6 protein-coding genes are annotated in these 6989 nt (G+C 70.0%); 1 reads left to right on the top strand and 5 read right to left on the bottom strand.

Annotation, left to right across the window (positions count from 1 at the left end; translation table 11 throughout):
- Positions 1–42: 42 nt before the first annotated feature.
- Positions 43–1245, bottom strand: coding sequence for an NAD(P)/FAD-dependent oxidoreductase (locus ACK41U_RS18760; RefSeq protein WP_409683626.1), 1203 nt, complete (start codon positions 1243–1245; stop codon positions 43–45).
- Positions 1246–1324: 79 nt separating this feature from the next.
- Between ACK41U_RS18760 and ACK41U_RS18755 the strand changes: the two genes are divergently transcribed.
- Positions 1325–1810, top strand: coding sequence for a peroxiredoxin (locus tag ACK41U_RS18755; RefSeq protein ID WP_409683623.1), 486 nt, complete (start codon positions 1325–1327; stop codon positions 1808–1810).
- 102 nt (positions 1811–1912) lie between these two features.
- Here the strand turns inward: ACK41U_RS18755 and ACK41U_RS18750 are convergent, their stop codons facing one another.
- The 4 genes from ACK41U_RS18750 to ACK41U_RS18735 form a co-directional block, all read right to left on the bottom strand.
- Positions 1913–3055 (bottom strand): GNAT family N-acetyltransferase, encoded by a 1143-nt coding sequence (locus ACK41U_RS18750; RefSeq protein WP_409683620.1) that lies wholly within the window; start codon positions 3053–3055, stop codon positions 1913–1915.
- Between the two features lie 129 nt (positions 3056–3184).
- The gene (locus tag ACK41U_RS18745) at positions 3185–3931 is read right to left on the bottom strand and encodes a glycerophosphodiester phosphodiesterase family protein (RefSeq protein ID WP_409683617.1); all 747 of its coding nucleotides are present in this window, start codon (positions 3929–3931) and stop codon (positions 3185–3187) included.
- A complete protein-coding gene (locus ACK41U_RS18740; RefSeq protein WP_409683614.1) occupies positions 3928–4383 on the bottom strand; it encodes a RidA family protein in 456 nt (151 codons plus the stop codon). The genes ACK41U_RS18745 and ACK41U_RS18740 overlap by 4 nt, the downstream gene beginning before the upstream one ends.
- A gap of 44 nt (positions 4384–4427) precedes the next feature.
- Positions 4428–6989, bottom strand: a 2562-nt coding sequence (locus ACK41U_RS18735; RefSeq protein ID WP_409683611.1) for a chromosome segregation protein SMC, incomplete at its 5' end; no start/stop codon positions are given.

Genomic DNA, 6989 nt, shown 5'->3' with positions numbered 1-6989 from the left:
CCCCCCACACCCCCCCGCAGGATATTTGCAGACCAAAGCAGGTCATGTGAGCAGGGTTTTCAGGTCGGGGGTGGTGGGGATCAGGCTGGGGTCGGGGCTGCGGCCGGCCTCGATCAGGCGCTTGCCGATCATGTAGGCGCGGGGGTCGTTCAGGGCATCGACGGCGATCAGGGTGGTCTGCCGGAAATACCAGACTGAACCGGAATGGGCGTTCGCTCCGGGGCGGGTGACGACGTGGTCATGGCCTGCGTTCAGACCGGCGATCTGCAGTTTGGTGTCGAACTGGTCGGACCAGAACCACGGGCGTGCGGTCAGTTGGCGGGGCTGGCCCAGAATGTTGTCGGCCACGCATTCGGCCATGTCGATGGCGCCGCCGACGCTTTCCAGCCGCAGTTGCGCGCCCTGATGCGGGAAGCTGGCGCAATCGCCTGCGGCCCAGATCGCGGGATCGGAGGTGCGGCCGGTGAGGTCGGTGGCGATGCCGTTGTCGAGGCTCAGGCCCGCCGCATGGGCGAGGTCGGTGCGGGGCAGGACGCCGATGCCCTGAATGACCAGATCGGCGGGGATCTGGCGGCCATCGGTCAGGGCGATTCCGGTCGCGCGATCTTCGCCCGTGATCCGGGTGATGCCGGTGCCTTCGAGGAGGGTGACGCCATGGGAGAGGTGCAGCTGGCGGATCATGTCTGCCGTCTGAGTGGCGGCGACGCGGCCGAGGATGCGGGGGGCGGCCTCGATCAGCGTGACGTCGAGGCCCAGTGTGCGGGCGACGGCGGCGGCCTCCAGCCCGATATAGCCGCCGCCGATCACCGCCAGCCGGGCGCCCGGTTGCAGCGCCGGGGCGAGCGCGTCGATGTCGCGGAGGTCGCGGATGACATGGGTGCCGGGAAGGTGGCCGCCCATGGCCTGTGGCAGGCGGCGGGGGGCGGCACCCAACGTCAGCGCCAGTGCGTCATAGGGGTGGCTGCCCGTGTCGGTGGTGACGATCCGGGCGGCGGGGTCGATCGACAGCGCGGTTTCGCCAAGCCGCAGGTCGATCTGCTGGTCGGTCCACCAGTCGGGCGCGCGCAGCGTCAGCCGGTCGAGGCTCATCTGGCCCAGCAGATAGGCCTTGGACAGCGGCGGGCGCTGATAGGGGGCCACGGGTTCGGCCCCGATTACGGTCAGCGGGCCGGTATGGCCCCGGCTGCGGAGCCGCGCGGCCATGGCGGCGGCGGCCTGTCCGGCCCCTAGAATGACGATCCGCATGGTCTGCCTCTGGCTGCTGGTCTCGCGCCTGGGGGCACCCTATAGTCACCGCGAATCCGTTGCAATTCAGGAGCGAGCAATGACCATCACCATCGGAGAGAAGCTGCCCGAGGGCCAGTTGCTGCGTGTGGGCGAGGCCGGACCCGAAAGCGTCGCCACCGCAGATCTGATGCAGGGCCGCGTGGCGCTGTTTGGTCTGCCGGGCGCCTTTACCGGCACCTGCACCAATGCGCATATGCCCAGCTTTATCCGCACCGCCGAGGCGTTTCGGCAGAAGGGCATCGACCGGATCATCTGTCTGACCGTCAATGATCCGTTCGTGACCAAGGCCTGGGCCGAGGCGACCGGCGCGGACAATGCCGGGATCGAGGTTCTGGCGGATGCCGATGGCAGCGTGACCAAGGCGCTGGGGCTGGATTTCGACGCGCCGCCTGCCGGGCTGTTCGGCCGCTGCAAGCGGTTTGCAGCACTGGTCCGCGACGGCGTGGTCGAGGTGATTGATGTCGAGGACAGCCCTGGCACCTGCAGCGTCAGCGCCGGTGAAAGCCTGCTGGCGAAGGCGTGATCTGACAGCGCCGGGGGGCTTCGCGCCCCCGTCGTCGGCTGGTCCTCGGACCAGTGGCGCACCAGCCGACGACCCCAGCGGGATATTTTTGTGAAGAAGAAGCTATGGGGCCGGGTCTGATTTGCGGAACGGGGTGAAATCGGCGAGGGCCTCGATGTCCTGCGCCATCGCGTTGCGTTCTTCGTCGAGATAGGTTTCGAGCGCGCGCAGAAAGCCCGGATCGCAGACCCAGTGCAGCGAGTGGATCGGCACCGGTTCATAGCCGCGGGCGAGTTTGTGATCGCCCTGCGCCCCGGCCTCGACCCGCGACAGGCCATGGGCGATCGCGTGGTCGATGGCCTGATGGTAGCAGAGTTCGAAATGCAGGAAGGCGTGATCCTGCACGCAGCCCCAATAGCGGCCATAGACCGCGTCGGGGCCGAGGAAATTCAGCGCACCGGCGATGGGCTGGCCGTCTGTTTCCGCCAGTACCAGCAGGATGTCGTCGCGCATTGTGTCCTGGATGCGGTCGAAAAAGGCGCGGGTCAGGTAGGGCTGGCCCCATTTGCGGGCGCCGGTGTCCTGATAGAACTGCCAGAACGCGTCCCAGTGATGGGGTTTCAGGTCGTCGCCGCGCAGGTGGCGGATGGTGCCACCGAAGGCCTGGGCGCGGGCGCGTTCCTTGCGCAGATCCTTGCGTTTGCGCGAGGACAGCGCCGCGAGAAAGGCGTCGTAATCGGCATAGTCGCGGTTCAGCCAGTGATATTGCTGGGTGATGCGGGGCAGGAAGCCTGCGGCCTCGCCGATCAGCGATTCCGCTTCGGTGCAGAAGGTGACATGCGCGCCCGAGGCGCCGCCGCGTTCGGCCAGCTGCATCATTCCGGCCAGAAGCGCCGCGCGGGACGCATCGTCGCGGGCCAGAAGGCGGGCGCCGGTGGCGGGGGTGAAGGGCACGGTGCATTGCAGTTTCGGGTAATAGCGCCCGCCCGCGCGGGTATAGGCCTGCGCCCAGTTGTGATCGAAGATATATTCGCCCTGGCTGTGGGATTTGGCGTAAAGCGGCGCTGTGCCGGTGATCCGGTCGCCCTGCTGCACGGTGATGTGCAGCGGTTGCCAGCCGGTGCCGGTGCCGACCGAGCGGGACTGCTCCAGCGCCAGCAGAAAGCGGTGCGAGGTGAAGGGGTTGCCGTCGCCCAGACCGTCCCAGACCTGCGGGTCGATGGCGGCAATCGAGGCATGGGTGGTCAGGGTCAGCGCGTCGCTCATGGGTGCACGATAGGCTGGTGTCGGGGCGATGTCAGGGGGGATGAGGCAGACAGGGCGCCGCAGGGGCGGCGTCCTGTCGGGTATCTGGGCAACGGAGATGCTGCGGTGCGGTAGCGCGACGCCGACGCGTCAGGGCAGGTAGTGTTCAAAGGTCACGTTCTGGGCGATGCGGCGGGCTTGGGCCTCTTCTTCCGGGGTGCGGATGGTCCATGTCAGGATAGCCGCGCCTTGGGCGCGCAGGGCATCGACGCGCGGATTGTCCAGATCGGCCTTGTCATGCGAGATGAACGAGGCGCCGACCCGGTCGAAATCCGCGATCCCCGCCAGATGCGTGCGGCGCTCGGGGGGCAGGCGCGCCCAGTCCTCTTCCGGGAAGGCGCAGGTGGTCAGGCCGACCGGGATCTCGGGGGCCTCGGCGTGGAAGGCTGCGACCATATCGGGGTTGAAGGACATGATGGCGACCGGGCCTGTGTAGCCCTTGAGTGCGTCGGCCACGCGGGCGGGCAGCGGGCCGGTATCGGGGCCGCAGGCACCGTCCTGATCCTTGATCTCGATCAGCAGGGGGACGCGGCCTGCGACCAGATCGAGAAATTCGGCCAGTGTGGGCACGGGTTCGTCCGTGCCCAGCAGGCGCAGCCCCGCCAGCGCCGCCGCATCGGTGGCGGCGACAAAGCCCGGCTGCCCGGTCAGGCGCGCCAGCTGATAGTCGTGAAAGACCAGCGGCACGCCATCGGGGCCGGGCTGGATGTCGCATTCGATGCCGTAGCCCGCCGCGATCGCCGCGCGGGCGGCGGCGAGGCTGTTTTCGGGCACCCCGGCGCCGTGCAGCCCGCGATGGGTGATCGGCGTGGTCAGGAAGCTGGCGGGCAGCATCATGCGACCTCGAAGATCGCCTCGATCTCGACCGCGACGCCGAAGGGCAGCGAGGGGGCCGAGACGGCAGCGCGGGCGTGGCGACCGGCCTCGCCGAAGACCTCGACCATCAGGTCAGAGCAGCCGTTGATGACCTTGGGCTGGTCGGTGAAATCAGGGGTCGAGTTCACGAAACCGTTCAGTTTCACGACGCGGGTGACGCGGTCCAGATCGCCGATGGCGGCTTTCAGCTGCGCGATCAGGGCCAGACCGCAGCGGCGGGCGGCAGCGGCGCCGTCTTCGACCGAGGTGTCATCGCCCAGCTTGCCGGTGATCAGGCCGTTTTCATCGGCGCTGATCTGACCCGAGATGAAGACCAGATTGCCGGTCTGCACCGCAGGCACGTAATTCGCGGCGGGTGCGGGGGCTGCGGGAAGGGTGATGCCTTTGTCGGTCAGGGTCTGTTCAACGCTCATGATGTCCTCGCGGTTGGTTTGGCGCGACCCTAACGCGGGCGGGGTCAGGCGACCAGAGCCTCGGCGCGTTTCAGATCGACGCTGACCAGCTGGCTGATGCCCTGTTCGACCATGGTGACGCCGAACAGCCGGTCCATCCGCGCCATCGTCACCGCATGGTGGGTGATGATCAGGAACCGGGTGTCGGTGCGGCGGGTCATCTCGTCCAAGAGGTCGCAGAAGCGGCTGACATTGGCGTCGTCCAGCGGCGCGTCAACCTCGTCCAGCACGCAGATCGGGGCGGGGTTGGCGAGGAAGACGGCGAAGATCAGGGCCATGGCGGTCAGGGTCTGCTCGCCCCCCGACAGCAGCGACAGGGTGGACAGGCGCTTGCCGGGGGGCTGGCACATGATTTCCAGCCCGGCATCCAGCGGATCATCGGATTCGACCAGCACGAGGCGCGCCTCGCCGCCGCCGAAGAGGGTGGTGAACAGAATGGCGAAATTGGCGTTGACCGTCTCGAAGGCGGTCAGCAGGCGCTCACGGCCCTCGCGGTTGAGGCTGCCGATGCCGGCGCGCAGTTTGCGGATCGCCTCTTCCAGATCGGTTTTCTCGGCGGCAAGCGCGTCGCGTTCGGTTTCCAGCGCCAGCTTGTCCTCATCCGCGCGCAGGTTGACGGCGCCGAGCGCGTCGCGCGAGCTGCGCAGGCGGGCGATCTGATCTTCCAGCGCGTCGGCGGGGGCGTCGGTGCGGACATCGCCAAGCGACGCCAGCAGCGCCTGCGGGGTCTGATCGACCTCTTCGCGGATGCGGGCGCGGGCGGCAGATTCGGCAATCGTGGCGGCATCGGCGCGGGCCTCGCAGGCGGCGCGGGTCTCGCGGGCGTCCGAGGCTGCGCGTTCGGCCTCGCGCTCGGCCATGGCACTGGCGCGGGCGGCCTCGTCTGCGGCGGACAGCGCGTCGCGGGCGCGGGTCAGCCGGGTCTCGGCCTCGGCCTCGCGGGCGGCCATGGCGTCGCGGCGTTGGGCGAGGATGGCGGGCTGGGCCTGTGCCTGCGCCAGATCGGCAGCGGCGGCGTCGCGGCGTTCGGCCAGTTCGGTGGCGCGGGTGCCCGCCTGTTGCAGGCGCAGACGCCAGCCGGAATCCTCTTTGGCGATGTCCTGCAGGCGCTTGATGCGGGCATTGGCCTCGCGGCGCAATTCATCCAGCGCGGCGCGGCGGGTCATGGTGGCGATGCGCGCGGCCTCGACCCCGGTGCGGGCATGGTCCAGCGCGGCCAGCGCATCGCCCCGGTCGGGCAGCGCGTCCAGCTGCGCCTCGGCATCCGACAGGCGGGTGCGGGCGTCGGCGGCGTCGGCCTGATGGCGGTCCAGTTCGGCGCGGGCCGCATCGGCGCGGCTGCTGGCCAGCGCCAGATCCGATTCGGCACGGGTGGCGGCGCGGACGGCATCCGACAGCAGGCGTTCGGCCTCGCGGCGCGCATCGCGGGCGGATTTCTCGACGCTTGCGGCATCGGCCAGTGCGTCGCGGGCCTGTTCATGCGCCTCGATGGCGGTGTCGGCGCGGGCCTGTGCGGTTTCGGACTGCGCCGAGATGCGGGCCAGCTCGTTCACCTTTTGCAGATGCAGCGCGGCCGAGGACGAGGCCTCGCCCGCCATGACCCGCACGCCATCCCAGCGGAACAGATCGCCCTCGGGCGTGACCAGCCGCTGACCGGGGGCAAGGGCTGCCTGCAGGGCCGCGCCCTGCGCTGCATCCGCGACAAGCCCCGTCTGCGACAGCCGCCGCGCCAGCGCGGGCGGAGCGGTGACATGCGGCGCCAGGGGCTGGGCGCCCGGCGGCAGGGGCTGCGCATGGGGCAGATCGGCCAGCAGGTGCCAGCCCGAGCCGTCATCGGTCATCGCCATGCGCAGATCGTCGCCAAGGGCTGCGCCAAAGGCGGTCTCATGGCCCTGCGCGACCTGCACATGGTCCAGCACGGTCGCGCCACCGGACTGGCCGCGTTCGACCAGACGGCGCAGGGCGGACATTTCGGCGGCCAGCGCTCCGGCCTCGCCCTCGGCTTCCGAGCGCGCGGCACGGGCTGAGGCCTCGCGGGTTTCGGCCTCGGCGCGGGCGGATTCGGCCTGGGCCAGCGCGTCCTCGGCGCCATGCGCGCGGTCGCGGGCCTGATCCTGTGCGGCGTCGGCCTGTTCCAGCGCGCGCGCCGCCCCCTCGCCTGCCTCGACGGCGCGGGCCACGGCGGCAGCGGCATCGGTCGCGGCGCGGTCGGCGCGGTCGAACATGGCACGCAGATCGGTGGCCAGACGTTCGGCGGACTGGTGGCGGGCGGCAAGGCGGGCCGATTCGTCGGTCAGCTCGGCCAGCCGCGCCTCGATCTCGCGCAGCGCCTCGGCGGCGGCGTCCGCGGTTTCGGTGGCCGCTTCAAGGCGGTCGTCATGGCCCTGCGCGGCCTTGTCCAGTTCGGCCCGTTCCCATGCCAGCCGTTCGACCACCTGCGTCGCGTCGCGGTTCAGCACCTCTTCGCGGTCGATGTCGCGGTCCAGCTGGGCCACGCGGGCGCCAAGGGCTGCGATGGCATCAGTGGCGCGGGCCTCGGCCGCGGCCACGGTGTGCAGTTCGACCCG

It is taken from the genome of Paracoccus sp. (in: a-proteobacteria), from assembly GCF_046289755.1.
Lineage (GTDB): Bacteria > Pseudomonadota > Alphaproteobacteria > Rhodobacterales > Rhodobacteraceae > Paracoccus.
Note: the sequence above shows the minus strand (reverse complement) of the source record. Positions and strands in the feature narration are given on the sequence as shown.